Here is a 21,637-nt window from a genome sequence, read left to right on the forward strand (position 1 = left end):
AATCCGTCCGATACTCGCTCCAGCCCCGTGACAGAGGCCTCGGGCAAGACTGCGACGCCCGCCGAAGGGATTCGCGTCAACCTGTCCCTCAAAGGCCTGGAAATCTCCAGCAAACACCAGGCGGATAGCGATATCGACGAAAGCGGGCTGCCGGAGTCCGTTCGTCAGTTGCTCAAGATGATTCGCAAACTGCAGAAGGAACTGGCCGAGGCCAACCGCCAGCTCCAGGCGTTGATGCGGGACCGTTCCCTCGATCCGGTGCAAATGCAGAAGAAGACCGCGGCCCTGCAGGCCCGGGTCAGCGCCTTGTCCGCCTCGCTCAACACCCTCAACTTCGGCCTGGTCCGGGCCATGAGCCAGGCCAGCCTGAGCCCCGACCAGGTGACCAAAGCTATGAAGTTCCTGACCCCTTAGATCACCCGCGAGAAGCGCTGGCGATTGTTCAGGTCCAGGTAGGCGTCGAACACCATGCACACCGAGCGCACCAGCAGGCGGCCGGCCGGCAGCACGCTGATGCCGTCGCTGCGCAGCTCGATCAGGCCGTCCTTGGCCATGCCTTCCAGCGCTGGCCACAGGTCCTTGAAGTAGCCGCGAAAGTCGAGGCTGAACAGGCTTTCGATACGCTCGAAACTCAACTCGAAATGACAGATCAGGTCCTGGATCACCGCCCGGCGGATGCGGTCGTCCTGGTTGCAGATCAGCCCGCGGCTGGTGGCCAGTTGCGCGGCGTCGAGGGCATTCTGGTACTCGGCCAGGTCGCTGCTGTTCTGGCAGTACAGGTCGCCGATCTGGCTGATGGAGGACACGCCCAGGCCGATCAGGTCGCAATGGCCGTGGGTGGTGTAGCCCTGGAAGTTGCGTTGCAGGGTGCCTTCTTCCTGGGCGATGGCCAGTTCGTCGTCGGGCAGGGCGAAGTGGTCCATGCCGATGTAGCGGTAGCCGGCGCCAGTCAGTTGCTCGATGGTGGCGTGGAGCATCTCCAGCTTCATCGCCGGGGCCGGCAGGTCGCTGGCGTCGATGCGCCGCTGGGGCATGAAGCGCTCGGGCAGGTGCGCGTAGTTGAACACCGAGAGGCGGTCGGGCTGCAGCTTGATCACTTCGTCGACGGTGCGGGCGAAGCCTTCCGGGGTCTGCTTGGGCAGGCCGTAGATCAGGTCGAGGTTGATCGAGCGGAATTGCAGGGTGCGCGCGGCCTCGATGATGGTGCGGGTCTGTTCCAGGCTCTGCAGGCGGTTGATCGCCCGCTGCACGGCCGGGTCGAGGTCCTGCACGCCGAGGCTGACGCGGTTGAAGCCCAGCTCGCGGAGCAGGCCCATGGTCGACCAGTCGGCCTCGCGTGGGTCGATCTCGATGCCGTAGTCGCCGGAATCGTCGTCCAGCAGGTTGAAGTGCTGGCGCAGGTGGGCCATCAGCTCGCGCAGTTCGACGTGGCTGAGGAAGGTCGGGGTGCCGCCGCCGAAGTGCAGTTGCTCGACCGTCTGCCCGGGGTCGAGATGGCAGGCGATCTGCTGGATTTCCTGTTGCAGGCGCTGCAGGTAGGGCTGGGCGCGGGCGCGGTCCTTGGTGATGACCTTGTTGCAGGCGCAGTAGTAGCAGATGTTGGCGCAGAACGGCACGTGCACGTAGAGGGACAACGGACGCGCCGCGCGGCGGCTGTCACGCAGGGCGTGGAGAAGGTCGAAGGAGCCGATCTCGCTGTGCAGTTGCACCGCGGTCGGATAGGAGGTGTAGCGCGGGCCGGCCAGATCGTAGCGACGGATCAGGGCGGCGTCCCATTGGAGGGCATCGTGCATGGTGGCATTCCCGGGAATTGCGGCAGTGTCCGGAGTCTAGGGAGCGCCACGTACATCTGTGTTGATTTGCATCAAGCGCGCTTCAGTGACCCATCAGCCAGTGCTGGTGTGGTCCCGGCAGGGTCCACAGGCCGAACAGGATCACCAGCAGGCCGCCGGCGATGCGCACGCCACGCCGGCGCAACAGGGCGGTGACGCGCTCGGCGGCCAGGCCCGTGGCCAGCAGGATCGGCCAGGTACCGATGCCGAAGGCCAGCATCAGCAGGGCGCTGTGCAGCGCGTTGCCCTGGCTGGAGGCCCAGAGCAGGGTGCTGTAGACCAGGCCGCAGGGCAGCCAGCCCCACAGGGCGCCAAGGAGCAGGGCGCGGGGCAGGCTGGACACCGGCAGCAGGCGCGTGGCCACGGGCTGGATGTGTCTCCACAGGCCGCGCCCGAGGCTTTCCACACGGGTCAGGCCGCTCCACCAGCCGGCCAGGTACAGGCCCATGCAGATCAGCAACAGCGCCGCCAGCACACGCAGTCCTGTAGCCAGCGGGCTGCCGGCCAGGGCCCAGCCGGCGAGGCCGAGCAACAGCCCGGCGCTGGCATAGCTGAGGATGCGGCCGAGGTTGTAGGCGATCAGCAGGCGCAGGCGGCGGCCGCGCTGCTCCGGCGGGATGGCCAGGGTCAGGGCGCCCATCAGGCCGCCGCACATGCCCAGGCAATGACCGCCGCCGAGCAGGCCGAGGATCAGTGCGGAACCCAGCAGGGGCGACAGTTCAACCACGGGCAGGGGGCTCTGGCTGGTCGTCTTCGGGTTTGTCCTGGCCTTTCACGGCGGCCTGGTGGTTCGGGTCCTGGTCGTCGAACAGGATGCTGTGGGCGGGGCCGTCGAGGTCGTCGTACTGGCCGCTGTCCACCGCCCAGAAGAAGATGTACACGGCGATGCCGACCAGGACCAGGGCGGCGGGAATCATCACGTAGAGCGCGGGCATGTTGTCTCCTCAGGCCGTGGCGGGTTGCCGGGTGGCGGGCGCCGCTTGCGCCGCCGTGCCGCGCAGCCGGGTCAGGCGCAGGGCGTTGAGCACCACGATCAGCGAACTGACCGACATGCCGACCGCGGCCCACACCGGAGTGATCCAGCCGAGGGCGGCGAACGGCAGCATGAGGCCATTGTACAGCGCTGCCCAGCACAGGTTCTCGATGATGATCCGGCGCGTGCGCCGGGCCAGGCTGAAGGCCTGTACCAGGGTGTCGAGGCGGTTGGACAGCAGCACGGCGTCGGCGCTGGTCTTGGCCAGGTCGGTGGCCGAGCCCATGGCGATGCTGATGTCGGCGGCGGCCAGCACCGGCACGTCGTTGACCCCGTCGCCCAGCATCAGCACCTTGCGGCCCTCAGCCTGCAGGGCTTTCAGGCGTTGCAGCTTGTCGTCCGGGCGCAGGCCGCCGATGGCCTGGTCGATCTTCAGCTCAGCGGCGACGCTGGCGACCATCGGCGAGCTGTCGCCGGACAGCAGCAGGGTCTGCCAGCCGCGGGCGCGGCAGGCGTCGAGCAGGTCGGCGGCGTCGTGGCGCAGGCGGTCGTCGAGGACGAACCAGGCCAGCGGGCCCTGGGTGTCGCCGAGCAGCAGCCACTGGCCGGGTTCGTCCGGCATCGCCGGCAGGTCGGCGCCGCTGAGCTGGCAGACGAAGGCCGGCTGGCCGATACGCAGCTGGCGCTCGTCCACCCGGCCGTCGAGGCCGAGGCCCGGCGTGCTCTGCACCGCTTCGGCGACCGCCACGGTGCGGCCGAAGGCGCGGGCGATGGGGTGTTCGGAGCGATTTTCCAGGGCGGCGGCCAGGCGCAGGCACTGGTCGGCGTCGAGCCCGGCCAGCGGGCGGATGGCGCGCAGGGTCAGGCGGCCTTCGGTGAGGGTGCCGGTCTTGTCGAAGATCACCGTGTCGATCTGGTTCAGGCCTTCCAGCACATGGCCACGGGTCAGCAGCAGGCCGAGGCTGTGCAGGGTGCCGGTGGCGGCGGTGAGGGCGGTCGGCGTGGCCAGGGACAGGGCGCAGGGGCAGGTGGCCACGAGCATGGCCAGGACGATCCAGAACGCCCGGCCCGCGTCGATCTGCCACCACAGCAGGCCGATACCGAGGGCGGCGACCAGGCTGAACAGCAGGAACCATTGCGAGGCGCGGTCAGCGATTTCCGCCAGGCGTGGTTTTTCCGACTGCGCCCGCTCCAGCAGGCGCACGATGGCAGACAGCCGGGTGTCCTGGCCCAGGGCCAGGACCTCCACGCTGAGCACGCTTTCCACGTTGAGGGTGCCGGCGGTGACCAGGTCGCCGGCCTGCCGCGGATGGGGCAGGTATTCGCCGGTGAGCAGGGATTCGTCGATGCTCGACCGGCCCTCGACGATGCGTCCGTCCGCCGGCAGCACGGCGCCGGGCTGGACCTGGACGCGGTCGCCGACCTGCAGTTCGCGCAGGAGGATGCGTTCGGCGTTGCCGGCGGCGTCCAGGCGCAGGCACGAGGCCGGCAGCAGGTTGACCAGTTGCGCGGTGGCCGCCGCCGTGCGCTCGCGGGCGCGGCGTTCCAGGTAGCGGCCGGCCAGCAGGAACAGGGCGAACATGCCCACGGCGTCGAAGTACAGCTCGCCACTGCCGGTGATGGCGGTCCAGATCCCGGCGATGTAGGCCAGGCCGATGGCCAGGGAGACCGAGACGTCCATGGTCAGGTGGCGGGTGCGCAGGTCGCGGGCGGCGCCCTTGAAGAACGGCGCGCAGCTGTAGAAGACGATGGGCGTGGTGAGGAACATCGCCACCCAGCGCAGGATGGTGTGCATTTCGGCGCTGAGGTCGATATTGAATTCCGGCCAGGTGGCCATGGTCGCCATCATCGCCTGGAACCACAGCAGGCCAGCGACGCCGAGCTGGCGCAGGGCGGTGCGGTTTTCGCTGGCCAGTTGCTCGGCGGCGCGGTCGGCCTGGTAGGGGTGGGCGGCGTAGCCGATCTGGCGCAGTTCGGCGAGCAGGCGCGACAGCGGCAGTTGGCTGTCGGCCCAGCTCACCAGCAGGCGATGGTTGGACAGGTTCAGCCGTGCTTCGGCGACGCCGGGCAGGGCGCGCAGGTGTTTCTCGATCAGCCAGCCGCAGGCGGCGCAGCTGATGCCCTCGATCAGCAGGGTGGTTTCGGCGAGCTCGCCTTCATGGCGGACGAAGGGTTGCTGGACGTCGGCGCGGTCATACAGGGCCAGTTCGTCCTGCAGTTGCCTGGGCAGGGCTTCGGGGTTGGCGCTGGCTTCGCTGCGGTGCTGGTAGTAGCTCTCCAGCTTGCCGGCGACGATGGCCTCGGCCACGGCCTGGCAGCCGGGGCAGCAGAAGGCGCGGGGTTCGCCGAGGACGACGGCGGTGAACGAGCTGCCGGCGGGGACGGGCAGGGCGCAGTGGTAGCAAGGCGTGGGGGTGGTCATGACTGTCTTATCGCAGGTCTTTCGAAGGTTCGCCACGGACCACTGTGGGAGCGGGTTCACCCGCGATTACGGTGTTGAATTCACTATCGCAATCGCGGGTGAACCCGCTCCCACAGGGGGCCGAGGTGACTATTTGTCCAGGTGCTCGGCCCCTTTCAGTTCCTCATCCCCGAGCATCAAGGTCACATCGTGGGCCACCTCTTCCTCTTCGAACAGGCGCCAGGTCTGGCCCTGCTCGGTGCCCAGCAGCTCGACGAAGCGCCGGCCTTCCACGCGATCCGGCAACTGCCCGACATAGCGGCCGTCGCCAGTGAGGGCCAGGGCAATCTTGCGATCCTTCTGCGGCTGGGTCGGCGAGATCAGGTTCAGCTCCAGCGCCTGCGGCTGGCTGTCCCCGGTCAGGCGCAGTTCCACCTCGCCGGTGACTTCGTCCAGATGCACGCTGGCCTTGAGCTTCAGGGTCTGGCCCAGCAACTCGCGGTCCAGCGAGCGGTTGATGCCCTTGCCGGCCTCGTAGTAGTTGTCATTGACCAGGTTGTCCGGGTTGTTCACCGCGATGCTGACCATGGTCAGGCTCAGGGTCACCGACGTGGCGAGGATGCCGATGATGATCCACGGCCAAAGGTTCTTGTACCAGACGCTGTGAACAGTGTTCGTTGCAGGCATGGGCATGTTCTCTTAACGGATTTGCGGGCCGATGAAGCGGCTCTTGGCTTCAACCTCGGAGCCGCTGTCGTCGGCATCGCGGAGAATGAAGATGACTTCGTTGGTGGTCGACGGCAACTGCTCGGGCGACACCGACAACTGCACCGGCAGGCTGACGATATCGCCGGCAGCCACGCGGATTTCCCTGGCGCCGTCCAGGCGCAGGTTCGGCAGGCCCTTGGCTTCGAGCACGTAGACGTGGTCGTGCTGGTCCTTGTTCATCACCTTCAGGCTGTACACGTTCTCGATCCAGCCCTGGGCGTTCTCGCGATACAGCACGCGGTCCTTGCTGACGTCGAAGCCCACCAGCGAGCGCATGAAGAAGGCACTGGCGAGCAGGCCGATCATCACCAGCAGGACGACGAAGTAGCCGATCAGCCGCGGCCGCATCATGTGGGTCTTCTGCCCGGACAGGTTGTGCTCGGTGGTGTAGCTGATCAGGCCACGGGGGTAGTTCATCTTGTCCATGATGCTGTCGCAGGCGTCGATGCACGCGGCGCAGCCGATGCACTCGATCTGCAGGCCGTCGCGGATGTCGATGCCGGTAGGGCAGACCTGGACGCACATGGTGCAGTCGATGCAGTCGCCGAGACCCTTGGCCTTGTAGTCCATGTCCTTCTTGCGCGGGCCACGGGTTTCACCGCGACGCGGGTCGTAGGAGACGATCAGGGTGTCCTTGTCGAACATCACGCTCTGGAAGCGCGCGTAGGGGCACATGTACACACACACCTGTTCGCGCAGCCAGCCGGCGTTGCCGTAGGTGGCGAGGGTGAAGAAGCCGACCCAGAAGTAGGCCCAGCCGTCGGCCTGGCCGGTGAAGAAGTCGACCATCAGGTCGCGGATCGGCGAGAAGTAGCCGACGAAGGTCAGGCCGGTGACGAAGCCGATCAGCAGCCACAGGCTGTGCTTGGTGAACTTGCGCGCGAACTTGTTGGCGCTCATCGGCGCCTTGTCCAGTTTCATGCGCTGGTTGCGGTCGCCTTCGGTGACCTTTTCGCACCACATGAAGATCCAGGTCCACACGCTTTGCGGGCAGGTGTAGCCGCACCAGACGCGGCCGGCGAACACGGTGATGAAGAACAGGCCGAAGGCGGCGACGATCAGGATGCCGGACAGGAGGATGAAGTCCTGCGGCCAGATGGTCGCGCCGAAGATGTAGAACTTGCGCTCCGGCAGGTTCCACCAGACCGCCTGGTGACCGCCCCAGTTGAGCCAGACAGTCCCGAAGTACAACAGAAAGAGGAAGGCGCCACCGGCCATGCGCAGGTTGCGGAACAGGCCGGTGAAGGCCCGGGTGTAGATCTTCTCCCGGGCGGCATAGAGGTCGACGCCCGTGTCTTTCTTGTTCTTGGCAGGCGGGGTGATGTCTTGTACAGGAATCTGCTTGCTCATCGTTACAGTCCCACGGCAGTGGAAAAACGCCGCGGCCAGTGCATGCCGACCGCAGTCAGAAGTGTTGCTGATCTGTCCGCATCATACGCCTGTGCAGGCCGCCCAGGACGTGGGTGCGACACTGGGTCGCGTTGGTTGGAAGCCAACAATGCTGTATTGGCGGTGTCAATTGATCCAGGTCATGTGGGGGCCTGTTAGGGCACAAAACCTGCCGGATTGACGCGAACCTTGTGGGAGCGGGTTTACCCGCGATTACGTCGGTGGAATCACTACCGCAATCGCGGGTGAACCCGCTCCCACAGGAGGCGCGTACACCTTTGAATCCTCTGCAAGAAAAAAGGCCCCACCAGTCTGCACTGACGGGGCCTTTTTCTACCGCCGGGCCTTACTGCGCCTCGGCCGGTTTTTCATCCTTGTGCGACAGGCTGTAGACGTAGGCCGCCAGCAGGTGGACCTTGTCGTTGCCCTGGATTTCCTGCTGCGCCGGCATCTGGCCCTGGCGGCCGTAGCGGATGGTCTGCTGCAGCTGGGCGAAGCTGGAACCGTAGATGAACGCCTGCGGGTGGGTCAGGTTCGGTGCGCCCATCGCCGGGGTGCCCTTGCCTTCCGGACCGTGGCAGGCCACGCAGTTGGCGGCGAAGATCTTCTGCCCGGCGGCCGGGTCGGCCTTGGTGCCTTCCGGCAGGGTGCGGCCATCGAGGTTGGTGAGCACGTACGCGGCGACATCCGCCACGCCCTGCTCGCCGATCACTTCGGCCCACGCCGGCATCACGCCATGGCGACCGGCCATGATGGTCTGCTTGATGGTTTCCGGCTCGCCGCCCCAGCGCCAGTCGTTGTCGGTGAGGTTGGGGAAACCGTAGGAGCCCTTGGCATCGGAACCGTGGCAGACCGAGCAGTTGGAGGCGAACAGGCGACCGCCCATCTTCAGTGCCTGCGGATCCTTGGCCACTTCTTCGATCGGCATGGCCGCGAACTTGGCGAAGATCGGACCGAACTTCGCATCAGCCCGGGCCATTTCCTTTTCCCACTCGTGAACGCCGGTCCAGCCGGCCTGGCCGTTGGCGAAGTCGACTTTCTTCTCGGTGTCCAGGTACTGGTAGCCCGGCAGGATGCCCTTCCAGTTGCCCAGGCCCGGGTACAGCGCCAGGTAGCCCAGGGCGAAGATGATGGTGCCGACGAACAGCATGAACCACCACTTCGGCAGCGGGTTGTCGTATTCCTCGATGCCGTCGAAGGCATGGCCGACGGTTTCCTCGGTGGTTTCGCTGCGCTGGCCCTTGCGGGTGGACAGCAGCAGCCAGGTCAGGGCGAAGATGGTGCCCAGACTCAGAACGGTGACGTACAGACTCCAGAAGGTAGTCATTCGTTGTTACTCCTAGACGCGTTCGCTTGCGCTTGCTCGACGTGCTTGCTGGCCTCGGGATCATCCGCGAAGGGCAGCATGGTCGCTTCGTCGAACTCGGACTTGCGCCGAGAACTGAACACCCACAACGCCAGGCCGACGAAGGCCACCATCACCACGACGGTGCCCAGGCCTCGAATCATCCCGATATCCATCGCAGTCACCGTTTGCTTTTGATGATGGTGCCGAGGCCCTGGAGGTACGCGACCAGGGCGTCCATTTCAGTCTTGCCCTTGACCGCGTCGCGGGCACCGGCGATGTCCGCGTCGGTGTACGGCACGCCCAGGGTGCGCAGGACTTCCATCTTCTTGGCGGTGTCCTTGCCATCGAGCTTGTTTTCCACCAGCCACGGGTAGGCCGGCATCTTCGACTCGGGAACGACGTTGCGCGGGTTGTACAGGTGTGCACGGTGCCAGTCGTCGGAGTAACGACCGCCGACCCGCGCCAGGTCCGGGCCGGTACGCTTGGAACCCCAGAGGAACGGGTGGTCCCAGACGCTTTCACCGGCGACCGAGTAGTGCCCGTAGCGCTCGGTCTCGGCGCGGAACGGACGGATCATCTGCGAGTGGCAACCCACGCAGCCCTCGCGGATGTAGACGTCGCGGCCTTCCAGTTCCAGTGCGGTGCGCGGCTTCATGCCTTCCACCGGCTTGTTGGTGACGTCCTGGAAGAACAGCGGGACGATCTGGGTCAGGCCGCCGATGCTCACGGCGATGACCATGAAGAAGGCCAGCAGGCCGATATTCTTCTCGACTACTTCATGTTTCATCAGTGCGCTCCCACGACGACGATCTGTTCGGCGGCCTTGGCTTCGACCGGGTTCGCCGCGCGCACGGTGTGCAGGACGTTCCAGGCCATCAGCAGCATGCCCGAGGCGAAGAACGCACCGCCCAGGGCGCGGACGATGTAGCCGGGGTGGCTGGCTTGCAGGGCTTCGACGAAGGAGTAGGTGAGGGTGCCGTCATCGTTGATCGCACGCCACATCAGGCCCTGGGTGATGCCGTTGACCCACATCGAGGCGATGTAGAGCACGGTGCCGATGGTGGCGAGCCAGAAGTGCGCGTTGATCAGGCCGACGCTGTGCATCTGCGCGCGGCCGTAGAGTTTCGGAATCATGTGGTACACGGCGCCGATGGAGATCATCGCCACCCAGCCGAGGGCACCGGCGTGCACGTGGCCGATGGTCCAGTCGGTGTAGTGGGACAGCGAGTTGACGGTCTTGATGGCCATCATCGGGCCTTCGAAGGTCGACATGCCGTAGAACGCCAGCGATACCACCAGGAAGCGCAGGATCGGGTCGGTGCGCAGCTTATGCCAGGCGCCCGAGAGGGTCATCATGCCGTTGATCATGCCGCCCCAGCTCGGGGCCAGGAGGATGATCGACATCACCATGCCGAGGGACTGGGCCCAGTCCGGCAGTGCGGTGTAGTGCAGGTGGTGGGGGCCTGCCCAGATGTACAGGGTGATCAGCGCCCAGAAGTGGACGATGGACAGGCGGTACGAGTAGATCGGCCGCTCGGCCTGCTTGGGCACGAAGTAGTACATCATCCCGAGGAAGCCGGTGGTCAGGAAGAAGCCCACGGCGTTGTGGCCGTACCACCACTGGATCATCGCGTCGGTGGCGCCGGAGTAGGCCGAGTACGACTTGAACAGGCTCACCGGCAGCGACATGTGGTTGACGATGTGCAGCATCGCGGTGACCAGGATGAAGGCACCGTAGAACCAGTTGCCGACATAGATGTGCTTGGTCTTGCGCTTGACGATGGTGCCGAAGAATACAACTGCGTAGGTCACCCAGACGATGGCCAGCAAAATGGCGATCGGCCATTCCAGCTCGGCGTATTCCTTGGTAGTGGTGTAACCCATGGGCAGGGTGATCAGCGCGCCGACGATGACCGCTTGCCAACCCCAGAAGGTGAAGGCCGCGAGGCTGTCGGAGATCAGTCGGGTCTGGCAGGTTCGCTGCACGACGTAGTAGGAGGTGGCGAACAGTGCACAACCGCCGAAGGCGAAGATCACCAGGTTGGTGTGCAGGGGGCGCAGGCGTCCAAAGCTCGTCCACGGCAGGTCAAGGTTCAGGTGCGGCCAGACCAGTTGCGAGGCGATGAAGACACCGAGGCCCATGCCAAGGATCCCCCAGACCACCGTCATGATGGCGAACTGGCGGACGACCTTATAGTTATAAGCAGTCGGACTGATTGCTGTGCTCATTTCCAAGGTTCCACGGTTTTTAAGTGTTTTTGTAGGTAGAAAATCGGCGCAAGTATCTACAGACAGTGTGGGTATTGCAACGCAAGGGGACCCGTCCCACAGCCCGCCAAAGCCTGTTCCAAGGCCTTTCCGAAATCTCTACCGCGCAAATTGTACACAATTATTATTTATTTATGTGCACCATTTTTGGCGTGGAGTGCGCGCTAGAAAACGCTCCGATCGAGTACGAACCCGGGGGCGGGTTTTTCTTCGAAACGGCAGCGAAGGCGGCAATCATCAGCCTTTGCGCTGGCACGATGGCATGAGTCGAACCGACAGGGGTGCATGCGCGACATCGCTTCCAGCCACATGTGGCAACAAGCTTAGTCCCGTTCGGAGGGGCTGCAAGGAGGGGTGGGGAAGGGGTGCGACAACCTGTCGCAGGAGCAAAAAAACACCGCCGCATCTGTTCGGATGCGGCGGTATCAGTCAATCCTCAGTTGGATCGAAGTCTTACTGTGCAGAAGTCTTGTCGCCTTCCTGCGAAAGGCTATAGACGTAGGCGGCGAGCAGGTGGACCTTGTCGTTGCCCTGGATGTCCTGCTGGGCAGGCATCTGGCCTTGACGACCGTAGCGGATGGTCTGCTGCAGCTGGGCGAAGCTCGAACCGTAGATGAACGCCTGCGGGTGGGTCAGGTTCGGTGCGCCCATCGCCGGGGTGCCCTTGCCTTCCGGACCGTGGCAGGCCACGCAGTTGGCGGCGAAGAGCTTCTCGCCGTTGGCCGGGTCGGCCTTGGTGCCTTCCGGCAGGCTGCGACCATCCAGTTTGCTCAGGACGAAGGCGGCCACGTCGGCCACGCCCTGCTCACCGATGACTTCCGACCAGGCCGGCATCACGCCGTGACGACCGAGCATGATGGTGGTCTTGATGGTTTCCGCCTCGCCGCCCCAGCGCCAGTCCTTGTCGGTCAGGTTGGGGAAGCCGTAGGAGCCCTTGGCGTCGGAACCGTGGCACACCGCGCAGTTGGAGGCGAAGAGGCGACCGCCCATCTTCAGCGCCTGCGGATCCTTGGCCACTTCTTCCACCGGCATGGCGGCGAACTTGGCGAAGATCGGGCCGTACTTGGCATCGGCGCGTTCCATTTCCTTTTGCCATTCGTTGGCACCGGTCCAGCCATTCTCGTAGCCAGGCAGCAGGCCTTTCCAGTTACCCAGGCCCGGGTAGAGCACCAGGTAGCCGGCGGCGAACACCAGGGTGCCGACGAACAGCCAGAACCACCAGCGCGGCAGCGGGTTGTCGTATTCCTCGATGCCATCGAAGGCGTGACCCATGGTCTGGTCGGTGCTGCCGGGTGTCTCGCCCTTGCGGGTGGACAGCAGCAACCAGGTCAGGCCGATCAGGCTGCCGATGGTCAGTACGCTGATGTACGTACTCCAGAAGGTGGTCATTGCCCCTTACTCCTCAAGTCTTTGTCTTTCTCAGCGCCCGGCAGGCGCTCGTCGGCGAAGGGCAGCAGGGCCGCCTCGGCGAATTCACGGTCACGGCGACGGTTGAAGACCCAGAGCGACAGGCCGATGAAGGCGATCGCCACCACCAGGGTGCCGAGGCCGCGCAACTGGCCGATATCCAGACTGAAATCCATGGCGCTTACCTCTTGTTCTTGATCGCGGTGCCAAGCACCTGGAGGTAGGCGACCAGGGCGTCCATTTCGGTCTTGCCCTTGACCGAGGCGACGGCACCACTGATGTCGTCGTCGGTGTAGGGCACGCCGAGGGTGCGCATGGCCTTGAGCTTGGCTTCGGTGTGGCTGGTATCCACCTGTTGGGCGACCAGCCATGGGTACGCCGGCATCTTCGACTCCGGTACCACGTTGCGCGGGTTGTACAGGTGCGCACGGTGCCAGTCGTCGGAGTAGCGGGCGCCCACGCGGGCCAAGTCAGGACCGGTACGTTTGGAACCCCAGAGGAACGGGTGGTCCCACACGCTTTCGCCGGCCACCGAGTAGTGGCCGTAGCGCTCGGTCTCGGCGCGGAACGGACGGATCATCTGCGAGTGGCAGCCGACGCAGCCTTCGCGGATGTAGATATCGCGGCCTTCCAGTTGCAGCGCGGTGTAGGGCTTCATGCCTTCGACCGGCTTGTTGGTGACGTCCTGGAAGAACAGCGGGACGATCTGGGTCAGGCCGCCGATGCTGACGGCGAAGACCATCAGCAGCACCAGCAGGAAGACGTTCTTTTCAATGGCTTCGTGTTTCATGTCCTAGTCCTCAGGCCAGCTGCGCGGTTGCGTCTGCGGTTGCCGGAGCCGGGGCACGCACGGTGCGCCAGGTGTTCCAGGCCATCAGCAGCATGCCGGTCAGGAAGATCGCACCACCGACGAAGCGCACGATGAAGCCTGGGTGGCTGGCCACCAGGGTTTCCACGAACGAGTAGGTCAGGGTGCCGTCGGCGTTGACCGCACGCCACATCAGGCCCTGGGCGATACCGTTGACCCACATCGAGGCGATGTAGAGCACGGTGCCGATGGTGGCGAGCCAGAAGTGCGCGTTGATCAGGCCGATGCTGTGCATCTGCGCCTTGCCGAAGACTTTCGGGATCATGTGGTACAGCGCGCCGATGGAGATCATCGCGACCCAGCCGAGGGCGCCGGCGTGTACGTGGCCGATGGTCCAGTCGGTGTAGTGGGACAGGGCGTTGACGGTCTTGATCGCCATCATCGGACCTTCGAAGGTCGACATGCCGTAGAACGCCAGGGATACCACCAGGAAGCGCAGGATCGGGTCGGAGCGCAGCTTATGCCAGGCACCGGAGAGGGTCATCATGCCGTTGATCATGCCGCCCCAGCTTGGCGCCAGCAGCACCAGGGACATGATCATGCCGAGGGACTGGGCCCAGTCGGGCAGGGCGGTGTAGTGCAGGTGGTGGGGACCTGCCCAGATGTACAGGGTGATCAGCGCCCAGAAGTGCACGATGGACAGGCGATAGGAGTAGACGGGACGTTCGGCCTGCTTGGGCACGAAGTAGTACATCATCCCCAGGAAGCCGGCGGTGAGGAAGAAGCCCACGGCGTTGTGGCCGTACCACCACTGCACCATGGCGTCGGTGGCGCCGCTGTACAGCGAGTAGGACTTGGTCAAGCTGACCGGCAGTTCCATGTTGTTGACGATGTGCAGGATCGCCACGGTGATGATGAAGGCACCGAAGAACCAGTTGCCGACGTAGATGTGCTTGGTGGTGCGCTTCATCAGCGTACCGAAGAACACCACGGCGTAGGCCACCCAGACGATGGTGATCAGGATGTCGATCGGCCACTCCAGCTCGGCGTATTCCTTGGAACTGGTGTAGCCCAGTGGCAAGGTGATCGCCGCCAGCAGGATCACCAGTTGCCAGCCCCAGAAGGTGAACGCCGCGAGCGCGGGCGCGAACAGTTGGGTCTGGCAGGTGCGCTGCACGGAGTAGTAGGAGCTGGCGAACAGCGCGCAACCACCGAAGGCGAAGATCACCGCGTTGGTATGCAGGGGGCGCAGGCGCCCGAAGCTGGTCCAGGGAAGGTCGAAGTTAAGGGACGGCCAGACGAGTTGCGCGGCGATGAAAACGCCGAGCCCCATCCCGACGATTCCCCATATCACCGTCATAATGGCGAATTGGCGGACCACCCTGTAGTTGTAGGCGGTACTGCTGGTTGTGTTCATGTATGGGTTCCCATCCACGGTTATAGGCAGGCTAAACAGCGAGGCAAGCATGATTAATGGGGCGGTTCCCGGTATTGACGGGGATCAATTGGCGGCAATGGCCAACGTGCGGGGGTGGCTGTGGAATGCCCCGCAAAATCAGGCAGATGGCGGCTTCAAGGGCTGCCTGATCCTGGCCCATGGCGCAGGTGCGCCGATGGACAGCGGGTTCATGGAGGACATGGCGCAAAGGCTTGCCGGGCAAGGGTTGGCGGTGCTGCGCTTCGAGTTTCCCTATATGGCCGAGCGCCGCGTCAGTGGTGGCAAAAGGCCGCCGAATCCGCAGGCGGTGCTGCTGGAGAGTTGGCGCGAGGTGTGGCGGGAGGTGCGACCATTGGTCGCTGGGCCGCTGGCCATTGGCGGCAAGTCCATGGGTGGGAGGATGGCGAGTCTGCTGGCGGATGAGCTGGGTGCGGACGCCCTGGTGTGCCTGGGCTATCCGTTCTATGCGGCGGGCAAGCCGGAGAAGCCGCGGGTGGCGCATCTGGCCGGATTGAAGACGCCGACCCTGATCGTCCAGGGAACGCGGGATGCACTGGGCAATCGGGAGACGGTGGAAGGTTATGAATTGTCGCCAGCGATCGAACTGTGCTGGCGGGAGGCGGGGGACCATGACCTCAAGCCGTTGAAGGCTTCAGGGTTGAGTCATGAGGATCATATGCAGACGGCGGCACTGCGGGTTGCACAATTCCTCAAGTGAGCCAAGAACCCTGTGGGAGCGGGTTTACCCGCGATTGCGTCGGTGAGTTCACTATCGCAATCGCGGGTGAACCCGCTCCCACAAGGATGGCGGTGTCGCAGTCAGTCGCGGTATTCACACAGGTAAGCGGTATCCACCGCCACCTTCAACTGGAACTTGGCATTGGCCGGGACATTGAACTGGCTGCCCGCGGAGAAGGTTTCCCAGTTGTCGCTGTCCGGCAGCTTGACGGTCAGGGCGCCTGCGACCACATGCATGATCTCGCGCTGGGCGGTGCCGAACTCGTATTCGCCCGGGGCCATCACGCCGACGGTAGCCGGGCCTTCAGCGGTGCCGAAAGCGATCGATTTGACCGTGCCATCGAAGTACTCGTTGACTTTGAACATGGGCGACTCCTGAAAAGAAAGGGACCGAAAAGGCCGGCCAGTATGCCCAAGCCTTCAGGTCCCGTCATCCGCTTTCAGGTGCCCTGGACCGGCAGTGTCAGCGGCAGCAGCCGCGCCGTGTTGCGCGCGTCCTCAAGGGCCCGGTGCTGCTGTCCGTTGAACTGCAGGCCGGCCAGTTGCAATGCGCCATTCAGGCCCAGCGGACGCTGCAGGTGGCGGGCCTTGGCGAAGCGCTGCTTGAGGTTGAGGTGGGGCAACCGGGCCAGCAGGCTGTCGAGGCCATTGGCCTGCCATTCCTGGAGCAATTGCTTGCGGTCGTAGTCGCCCCAACTGGTCCAGCCTTCCAGGCGTGGCTGGTAGTGCCCCAGCCAGCGTTCGAACTGCGCCCAGACCTCGTTGAACGGCTGAGCGCCATCGACGTTGGCCTGGGTGATGTGGGTCAGCTGGCGGCAGAACGGCGTGAGCTGCGGACGCCGCCGTGGTTTGACGAAACGCTGGAAATGATCGACTTCCCGCCCCTCGCGATTGACCAGGCTGGCGCCGATTTCGATGATTTCCATATCCGTGATCGGCCAGCCACCGTCATCGGTGGTAGCTTCCAGGTCGATCACCAACCAATGGCCCATAACTGTATCCCTGACAAGATGTGGCTCAAGCGTAGCCAAACACGGGCGTCGGCGGTATCCCATAGCATTTTGCCTCAATGCTCGAAAATGGCGCATGCGGCGGGTTGTACTACCTGGGGAAAACGCCTAGCTTTAACGGATCCGGGTCCGAATCCTTGAGAGTGTCACCTTGATTCCAGCGTTCACACCGCGGGTATTGTCTTCGTTAATGCTTTGCGCACTGACCTGGTGGGCCGACATGGCCTTTGCGACCGAGGCCGTCGAAATCAGGATTGGCGCGGCGCACTTTCCGCCCTACACCGTCCGACCCGAGCAAGGCGCCGACACCGGCCTGCTGCCGCAACTGGCCGAAGCGCTGAACAAGGCGCAGGGCCGTTTCCATTTCGTCCTGGTACCCACCTCGATTCCGCGGCGCTTTCGCGACTTCGAGCAGGGCCGGGTGGACATGGCGATCTTCGAGAATCCCGACTGGGGCTGGCAGAACATCCCGCATGTCAGCGTCGACATGGGCCTGGAGGACGCCGAGATCTTCGTCGCCCATCGCACCGCCGATCGCGATCAGCATTACTTCGATGACCTGAAGGGCAAGCGCCTGGCCCTGTTCAGCGGTTATCACTACGCCTTCGCCGACTTCAATCCCGACCCGCGCTACCTGGCCAGCACCTTCAACGCCACCCTGACCTATTCCCACGACAGCAACCTGCTGATGGTCCAGCGCGAGCGTGCCGATATCGCCCTGGTCACCCGCTCGTACCTGAGCGACTACCTGGTGCGCAATCCGGAGAGTGTCGGGGAGTTGCTGGCGTCGGAGCGCATCGACCAGCTCTATCACCACTACGCGCTGTTGCGCCCGCAGGCGAAGATCAGCGGCGAAGAGTTCGCCGCGCTGCTCGACCAGCTGCGGGCCAATGGCGAGTTGCTGAGGATCTTCCAGCCCTACCGGATCCAGGTGATCGGCGCGCACAGCCACTGAGCGGGCCGGGGATATCCCGGCTGGCCATGTTTCAGTGGGGCAGGCCGGCGCCGCGGGCGCTGGACACTTTGCGGCAGTGCACCAGGGCATCGCGGATCATGAAGTTGACCAGGGTCGGGGAGACACCCAGTTCCTTGGCGATGTCCTTCTGCGGCACGCCGTGCAGGCGGTACATCTCGAAGGCATAGCGGGTGCGCGGGGGCAGTTCGCTGAGCGCCTCGGCGATGTGTTCGAGGGTGGCGAAGTTGATATGCGCGGCCTCGGGCGAGGCGCCCTGGATCACCACGTTCAAGCCTTCCTCTTCGCTACCCGAATACTTCAGCTCCATCGCCTGCTTGCGGTAGTGGTCGATGGCCAGGTTGCGCACGATCTGGAACAGATAGCTCAGTTGCGCCTTGAACGACGAGGTGATCTGCGGCGCGGAATTGAGGCGAAAGAAAGCGTCCTGCACGACATCCTCGGCCCGGGAACGGCAGCCGGTGATGCGCGCTGCGATCTTGACGAGGATGCCACGGTTGTCGACGAACGCTTGGAGTAACGGTGAATCGCACTTACTTGTGGATAGTTGTTCCGCCATGGAAATCACCTTTTCTCTAAGTGGATAGCGAATGGCCTTACGGGGCCGTTCGCGACGACGTGCGACAAACTAGTATTAATGATAATTATTGTCAAATGCGAAAGTTGATGAGGGGTACTGCGATTTTGATCTAAGCCGCGAACTGTGACGTAGCTCACCGGCGCACGGTTTTGCGGCCGGCACGATGCTTATCGCACAGGCAAATGACGAATCCGTGCCAATGCCCGGATGGCGTGTTGAAGGCAAAAAAAGGCCGCCTGGGAGGCGGCCGAAGAAAACCCGGTGCGTGGCTGAATCCGCGCCGGGCGGGAGGAAGGTTCAGCGCTTGCCGAGGATCTGCCCGAGCAGTTCGGGGCGCGGCGCACCCTGTTGGGTCTGCAGGCGTTGCTGCTCGTCCAGGTAGAAGATCGCCGGGGTGGCGGAGAGGCCCAGTTCGTCCATCAGTGCCTGGTTGGCGGCGAGCTTGGCCTGGACATCCGCCGGAATGCTTTCCAGCGGCTTGAGCTTGCTGGCCTTGCCGGCCTTCTCGTGGTCCAGCAGGGCCTGTTGCGGGTCCTTGGCGGCGAGCAGGGCGGCGGACTTGCCCGGGCTGTCGGCGCGGATGATGCCGACCATGATGTGGCGCAGTTGCACCTTGCCCGATTCGACCCACGGTCGCGCCTGCTCCCAGAACATGTTGCAGTACGGGCAGTTCGGATCGCTGAACAGGTATACGACGCGCGGCGCATCGGCCTTGCCGTCGGCGATCCAGGCGGATTTTTCCATCTTCGCCCAGACCTCCTTGGCCATCGGCGCGTAGACCAGTTTTTCCAGCGGCGGCTCGCTGAGGTCCTGGCCCTTTTCGTCGAACAGGCTGCCCACCAGCACATGCTTGCCGTCCGGGGTCAGGTAAAGGGCCACGCCGCGATTCTGGAACTGCGCGGCATAGCCTTTCAGGCCGTTGGGGGCATCGAAGCTGCCGACGACTTTCGCGCCCTTGGCTTCGATCTGGCGAACCGCCGCCGGCAGTTCCTCGGCCTGGAGCAGCGGGCTGGCGAGCAGGCCCAGGGCCAGGCCCAGGGAAACAGGGATCCTCATGGTGCATTCCTTGTGGGAGTAGTGAGCGGCTGCACGCCTTGATCGAAGGACTGCAGCGCATGGTAGAGGCTGGCACGGGACAGCTCGCCGAGGTGGCTGCCCACCAGGCGGCCGTCGGCGTCGTAGAACAGGGTGGTGGGCAGGGCCATCGAACCGACCTGCGCCGCCAGTTGCCCGCCAGCGTCGAACAGCACGTGGGACAGGTTGAGACCGGTCGTGGCGAGGAAGTTGGTGACGATCTGCGGCGTCTCGCCCTGGTTGACGAAGAGGAAGGTGACGCCCGGGTATTCATGCTGCGCCTGTTGCAGCACCGGCATTTCGCGGCGGCATGGCGGGCACCAGGTGGCCCACAGGTTGATCACCAGCGGCTTGCCGCGATGGCTGTCGAGGACGACTTCCTGGCCGCGGGCGTCCTTGAGGCTCAACGACGGCAGTTGCGTGCCTTCTTCATAAAGGTGGCTGGCCCAGCTGGTCAGCAGCCAGAACAGTGCGCCGCTGGCCAGGCCCCAGCCCAGCGGGCGGCGCCGTGCCGGCTTGCGCCAGGCGGTCCACAGCGCGCCGAGCAGCACGGTGAGCAGGCCAACCCAGGGCAGGAAGCCGCCATCGCGGATGTCGACGATCTGCAGCAGGTCGTCGCGGTACATCGGCCAGTAGGCGATGACGAAGCCGATCCGCGCGCAGACCAGGCCGAGGATGAACAGGTTGAACAGCGAGGGCTCGGGGTTGTCGCCGCCGCGCCTGGCGACCCGCCAGCCCACCAGGGTTGCCAGGCCCAGGGCCAGGAGCAACAACAGGTGGTCGAGGGCCAGGGCGATCGGGCCGATATTCACCGTCAGCATCAGCCTTCGCTCCGGGTGGCATTCCAGTGTTCCAGGAAGGTGGGCGCGTCCACCTCGCCCACCAGGCGGCGGGCGCGGCGTTCTTCACCATCTGGACCGATCCACAGCATGCTCGGCGGCCCCGGCACCTGGTAGCGCTTGAGCAGTTCGCGGGCGGGCGCGGCATCGGCGGTGACGTCGAGGCGCACCAGGCGCACGCCAGCCAGTGCGGCGAGTACATCGGCACGGGCGAACACCTGCTTTTCCATGACCTTGCAGGACACGCACCAGTCCGCATAGTAGTCGAGGAATACCCACTGGCCCTGGGCGCGCGCGGCGTCCAGTTCGGCCTGCAAGGCTTGCGGGGTGTTCACGGTGGTGAAGGCGTCATGGGCGGTGGCGACCGACGCCACCGTTGCGCCGCCGGCATAAGGTGCCAGCGGCTTCCACGGATCGCTGCCACCTCCGGCGGCGCCCACGATCGCCAGCGTCCCCCACAGCCCGCCGATCAACAGTACCGGCTGCACCGCACGCCAGCGACCCAGGGCCGGCCACGCGCTCCAGGCCAGGGCCAGCAACCAGGCGCCGGCGAGGCCCAGCCACAGGCTCGGCGGCAGCACCACCCGCAGGGTGTACAGGGCCATGGCGAGGAAGACGAAGCCGAAGAAGCCCTTGACCAGGTTCATCCAGGCGCCCGGACGGGGCAGGTAGCGATTGCCCAGGGTCACCAGCAGCAACAGTGGCAGGCCCATGCCCAGGCCGAGGCTGAACAGCACCAGTCCGCCGTGCACGGCATTGCCGCTCTGGGCGATGTACAGCAGCGCGCCGGCCAGTGGTGCGGTCATGCACGGGCCCATCAACAGGCCGGACAGGGCGCCGAGCAGTGCGGCACCGGCGAGGTTGCCGCCGCGGGTCTTGCTGCCGGCGCGCTCCAGGCGGTCGCGCAGGAACATCGGCAGTTGCAGTTCGAAGGCGCCGAACATCGGCAGGGCCAGCAGCACGAACAGCGCCGCCAGGCTACCCAGCAGCCACGGCTGTTGCAGCCAGGCCTGGAGATTGGCGCCGAGCAGCGCGGCAACCACCCCGAGGGCGGCGTAGACCAGCGCCATGCTCAGCACGTAGACCCCGGCCAGGGCCCAGCCACGCCGGCTGCTGGCGTTGTTGCCCATGACCAGTCCGGCGAGGATCGGCAGCATCGGCAGCGAGCAGGGGGTGAAGGCCAGCAGCAGGCCGAGGCCGAAGAACACCAGCAGGCCCCAGCCGAGGTGGCGTTGCTGAAGGGTGCCGGCCAGAGCCTGGTCGTCGGCCTGGCCCGCAGTGCTGGCGCTGTTGCCGCTGCCGCCCAGCTCGACCAGCGAGGTCTGCGGCGGATAGCACAGGCCGGCATCGGCGCAGCCCTGCCAGCCCATGCGCAGGGTGCCGGCGGCGGAGGCGGGCAGCAGCAGTTCGAGCTGGCCGCGGTACACCGGCTGGTCGCCGAAGAATTCGTCATGGTGGTCCTGGGCCGGCGGCAGTGGCGGGATCTGCTCCGCCGTCAGGCCATCGAACTTCAGGCGCTTCTGGTACAGGTAGTAGCCGTCGCTGATCGCCCAGTGCAGGCGGGTCTGGCCGTCGGGGAGGCGTTCGCTGGTGAAGACGAAGGCCTTCTCCACCGGCAGGAAGTCGCTCTGGGCGAAAGGATTGGCGAAGGGCTGCGCCTGGCTCAGGGAACTGAACAGGCAGAGGAACGCCAGGATCAATGCACGCATGTCGAAGCCTTGGGATTTCATGGAAGGCCAAGGCTGAGCCGCCTGGATTAACCCAGGGTTAAGCCGTCGGCCGGCAGGCGAC

23 protein-coding genes are annotated in these 21,637 nt (G+C 64.9%); 3 read left to right on the top strand and 20 right to left on the bottom strand.

What is annotated here, in order from left to right:
* The first annotated feature begins 27 nt into the window (after window positions 1-27).
* A complete protein-coding gene (locus V0R59_RS00875) occupies window positions 28-414 on the top strand; it encodes a hypothetical protein (RefSeq protein WP_330074188.1) in 387 nt (128 codons plus the stop codon).
* Here V0R59_RS00875 and hemN read toward each other — a convergent pair.
* The 14 genes from hemN to ccoN (V0R59_RS00945) form a co-directional block, all read right to left on the bottom strand.
* Window positions 411-1,793, bottom strand: a complete 1,383-nt coding sequence (gene hemN, locus V0R59_RS00880) for an oxygen-independent coproporphyrinogen III oxidase (protein WP_330074189.1) — start codon at window positions 1,791-1,793, stop codon at window positions 411-413. The two genes, V0R59_RS00875 and hemN, sit on opposite strands and share 4 nt — an antisense overlap.
* An 82-nt stretch (window positions 1,794-1,875) precedes the next feature.
* On the bottom strand, window positions 1,876-2,559 hold the full coding sequence (locus tag V0R59_RS00885) for a sulfite exporter TauE/SafE family protein (protein WP_330074190.1): 684 nt from the start codon (window positions 2,557-2,559) through the stop codon (window positions 1,876-1,878).
* On the bottom strand, window positions 2,552-2,767 hold the full coding sequence (gene ccoS / locus V0R59_RS00890; RefSeq protein WP_330074191.1) for a cbb3-type cytochrome oxidase assembly protein CcoS: 216 nt from the start codon (window positions 2,765-2,767) through the stop codon (window positions 2,552-2,554). The genes V0R59_RS00885 and ccoS overlap by 8 nt, the downstream gene beginning before the upstream one ends.
* Window positions 2,768-2,776: 9 nt before the next feature.
* Window positions 2,777-5,227 carry a heavy metal translocating P-type ATPase gene (locus V0R59_RS00895; protein WP_330074192.1) on the bottom strand — a complete coding sequence of 817 codons (2,451 nt, stop codon included), beginning with the start codon at window positions 5,225-5,227 and terminating at the stop codon, window positions 2,777-2,779.
* 129 nt (window positions 5,228-5,356) lie between these two features.
* Window positions 5,357-5,893, bottom strand: a complete 537-nt coding sequence (locus tag V0R59_RS00900) for a FixH family protein (protein WP_330105834.1) — start codon at window positions 5,891-5,893, stop codon at window positions 5,357-5,359.
* Between the two features lie 12 nt (window positions 5,894-5,905).
* Complete coding sequence (ccoG, locus tag V0R59_RS00905) at window positions 5,906-7,324, bottom strand: cytochrome c oxidase accessory protein CcoG (protein WP_330074194.1); 1,419 nt, start codon at window positions 7,322-7,324, stop codon at window positions 5,906-5,908.
* Between the two features lie 385 nt (window positions 7,325-7,709).
* Entirely contained in the window at window positions 7,710-8,690 is a 981-nt protein-coding gene (gene ccoP / locus V0R59_RS00910) for a cytochrome-c oxidase, cbb3-type subunit III (protein WP_330074195.1), read from the bottom strand.
* Window positions 8,687-8,884 carry a cbb3-type cytochrome oxidase subunit 3 gene (locus tag V0R59_RS00915; RefSeq protein ID WP_330074196.1) on the bottom strand — a complete coding sequence of 66 codons (198 nt, stop codon included), beginning with the start codon at window positions 8,882-8,884 and terminating at the stop codon, window positions 8,687-8,689. The genes ccoP (V0R59_RS00910) and V0R59_RS00915 overlap by 4 nt, the downstream gene beginning before the upstream one ends.
* A gap of 5 nt (window positions 8,885-8,889) precedes the next feature.
* Window positions 8,890-9,498 (bottom strand): cytochrome-c oxidase, cbb3-type subunit II, encoded by a 609-nt coding sequence (gene ccoO / locus V0R59_RS00920; RefSeq protein WP_009396219.1) that lies wholly within the window; start codon window positions 9,496-9,498, stop codon window positions 8,890-8,892.
* Window positions 9,498-10,940: a cytochrome-c oxidase, cbb3-type subunit I gene (ccoN, locus tag V0R59_RS00925; protein ID WP_330074197.1), complete on the bottom strand. Its 1,443-nt coding sequence runs from the start codon at window positions 10,938-10,940 to the stop codon at window positions 9,498-9,500. Before ccoN (V0R59_RS00925) ends, ccoO (V0R59_RS00920) begins: the two co-directional genes overlap by 1 nt.
* Before the next feature lie 492 nt (window positions 10,941-11,432).
* On the bottom strand, window positions 11,433-12,368 hold the full coding sequence (ccoP, locus tag V0R59_RS00930; RefSeq protein WP_330074198.1) for a cytochrome-c oxidase, cbb3-type subunit III: 936 nt from the start codon (window positions 12,366-12,368) through the stop codon (window positions 11,433-11,435).
* The gene (locus V0R59_RS00935) at window positions 12,365-12,562 is read right to left on the bottom strand and encodes a cbb3-type cytochrome oxidase subunit 3 (protein WP_330074199.1); all 198 of its coding nucleotides are present in this window, start codon (window positions 12,560-12,562) and stop codon (window positions 12,365-12,367) included. Before V0R59_RS00935 ends, ccoP (V0R59_RS00930) begins: the two co-directional genes overlap by 4 nt.
* Before the next feature lie 5 nt (window positions 12,563-12,567).
* A complete protein-coding gene (ccoO, locus tag V0R59_RS00940; protein ID WP_330074200.1) occupies window positions 12,568-13,176 on the bottom strand; it encodes a cytochrome-c oxidase, cbb3-type subunit II in 609 nt (202 codons plus the stop codon).
* 10 nt (window positions 13,177-13,186) lie between these two features.
* Window positions 13,187-14,611, bottom strand: a complete 1,425-nt coding sequence (ccoN, locus tag V0R59_RS00945) for a cytochrome-c oxidase, cbb3-type subunit I (RefSeq protein WP_330074201.1) — start codon at window positions 14,609-14,611, stop codon at window positions 13,187-13,189.
* Between the two features lie 49 nt (window positions 14,612-14,660).
* Between ccoN (V0R59_RS00945) and V0R59_RS00950 the strand changes: the two genes are divergently transcribed.
* Window positions 14,661-15,350 (top strand): alpha/beta family hydrolase, encoded by a 690-nt coding sequence (locus V0R59_RS00950; RefSeq protein ID WP_330074202.1) that lies wholly within the window; start codon window positions 14,661-14,663, stop codon window positions 15,348-15,350.
* A 101-nt stretch (window positions 15,351-15,451) separates the two neighbouring features.
* Here the strand turns inward: V0R59_RS00950 and ppnP are convergent, their stop codons facing one another.
* Window positions 15,452-15,736 (bottom strand): pyrimidine/purine nucleoside phosphorylase, encoded by a 285-nt coding sequence (ppnP, locus tag V0R59_RS00955; RefSeq protein ID WP_330074203.1) that lies wholly within the window; start codon window positions 15,734-15,736, stop codon window positions 15,452-15,454.
* A 74-nt stretch (window positions 15,737-15,810) separates the two neighbouring features.
* Window positions 15,811-16,362, bottom strand: a complete 552-nt coding sequence (locus tag V0R59_RS00960) for an exonuclease domain-containing protein (protein ID WP_330074204.1) — start codon at window positions 16,360-16,362, stop codon at window positions 15,811-15,813.
* A gap of 238 nt (window positions 16,363-16,600) precedes the next feature.
* Between V0R59_RS00960 and V0R59_RS00965 the strand changes: the two genes are divergently transcribed.
* Window positions 16,601-17,335, top strand: a complete 735-nt coding sequence (locus tag V0R59_RS00965) for a substrate-binding periplasmic protein (protein WP_330074205.1) — start codon at window positions 16,601-16,603, stop codon at window positions 17,333-17,335.
* 31 nt (window positions 17,336-17,366) lie between these two features.
* On the opposite strand, the gene V0R59_RS00970 is transcribed toward V0R59_RS00965, so the two are convergent.
* The 4 genes from V0R59_RS00970 to dsbD form a co-directional block, all read right to left on the bottom strand.
* Window positions 17,367-17,912 carry an RNA polymerase factor sigma-70 gene (locus V0R59_RS00970; protein WP_330074206.1) on the bottom strand — a complete coding sequence of 182 codons (546 nt, stop codon included), beginning with the start codon at window positions 17,910-17,912 and terminating at the stop codon, window positions 17,367-17,369.
* Window positions 17,913-18,230: 318 nt separating this feature from the next.
* Window positions 18,231-18,989, bottom strand: a complete 759-nt coding sequence (dsbG, locus tag V0R59_RS00975) for a thiol:disulfide interchange protein DsbG (RefSeq protein ID WP_330074207.1) — start codon at window positions 18,987-18,989, stop codon at window positions 18,231-18,233.
* Window positions 18,986-19,828: a prolipoprotein diacylglyceryl transferase family protein gene (locus V0R59_RS00980; RefSeq protein ID WP_330074208.1), complete on the bottom strand. Its 843-nt coding sequence runs from the start codon at window positions 19,826-19,828 to the stop codon at window positions 18,986-18,988. Before V0R59_RS00980 ends, dsbG begins: the two co-directional genes overlap by 4 nt.
* Window positions 19,828-21,555 carry a protein-disulfide reductase DsbD gene (dsbD, locus tag V0R59_RS00985; RefSeq protein WP_330074209.1) on the bottom strand — a complete coding sequence of 576 codons (1,728 nt, stop codon included), beginning with the start codon at window positions 21,553-21,555 and terminating at the stop codon, window positions 19,828-19,830. Before dsbD ends, V0R59_RS00980 begins: the two co-directional genes overlap by 1 nt.
* Window positions 21,556-21,637: the final 82 nt, after the last annotated feature.

The organism is Pseudomonas ulcerans (assembly GCF_036324125.1).
GTDB classification, from domain to species: domain Bacteria; phylum Pseudomonadota; class Gammaproteobacteria; order Pseudomonadales; family Pseudomonadaceae; genus Aquipseudomonas; species Aquipseudomonas ulcerans.